This is a genomic window from Streptomyces tricolor (genome assembly GCF_002155905.1).
In the GTDB taxonomy this organism is placed as follows: Bacteria; Actinomycetota; Actinomycetes; order Streptomycetales; family Streptomycetaceae; genus Streptomyces; species Streptomyces tricolor.
Genome location: NZ_MUMF01000744.1, coordinates 1 through 906, shown reverse-complemented (window position 1 = coordinate 906; position 906 = coordinate 1). Strand labels below are relative to the sequence as shown.

Here is a 906-nt window from a genome sequence, read left to right as displayed (position 1 = left end):
GGTGACCGCCGCGCCGCCGACCTCGATCACCTGGCCGCTGACGTAGGCGGACCTGGGGGAGAGGAGGAAGCGCAGGGTGGACTCGGCGGCGCGGCGGTCACCCCGCCGGACGACTGGGACCGGCCGCTCGCCGGGCGGACCGCGCTGGTCACCGGGGCCGCGCGCGGGATCGGCGAGGCCGTCGCCGGGACGCTGGCGCGGGACGGCGCCCGGGTCGTCGTCCTCGACGTGCCCGCCGCCGAGGCCGACGCCCGGCGGGTCGCCGCACGGCTCGGCGGGACCGCCCTCGCCCTCGACATCACCGCCGCCGACGCGGGCGCCCGCATCGCCGCCGCCCTCCCCGACGGGCTGGACGTCCTCGTCCACAACGCGGGCATCACCCGCGACCGGCGCCTGGCCAACATGCCGGCCGACCGCTGGAGGTCCGTCCTGGAGGTGAACCTCGGCAGCGTGCTGCGCACCACCGACACCCTGCTCGCCCGGGGGGTCCTCGGCGAAGGCGGGCGGATCGTGGCCACCGCCTCCATCGCCGGGCTCGCGGGCAACGCGGGCCAGACCAACTACGGCGCGAGCAAGGCGGGCGTGGCGGGCCTCGTACGCTCCCTCGCGCCGCGCGCGCTCGCCGAGCACGGGGTGACCGTGAACGCGGTCGCGCCCGGGTTCATCGAGACGCGGATGACCGCCGCGATCCCGCTGCTGCTGCGGGAGGCGGGCCGCCGGATGAACTCCCTCGCCCAGGGCGGGCTCCCCGCCGACGTCGCCGAGACCACCGCCTGGCTCGCCCACCCCGCCTCCGGCCCGGTCAACGGGCAGGTCGTCCGGGTGTGCGGGCAGAGCCTGCTGGGGGCGTGATGACCGCCGTCACCCTGACCTCGTCCCCCGCGCTCGCCCCGCTGCTGGCCCGGG

The 906-nt window shown here is 78.4% G+C and carries 1 protein-coding gene; it reads left to right on the top strand.

Annotated features, from left to right (window positions below; translation table 11 throughout):
* The coding region (locus CCN44_RS38680) for an SDR family oxidoreductase (protein WP_208639928.1) at positions 1-852 on the top strand (852 nt) is incomplete at its 5' end.
* Positions 853-906: the final 54 nt, after the last annotated feature.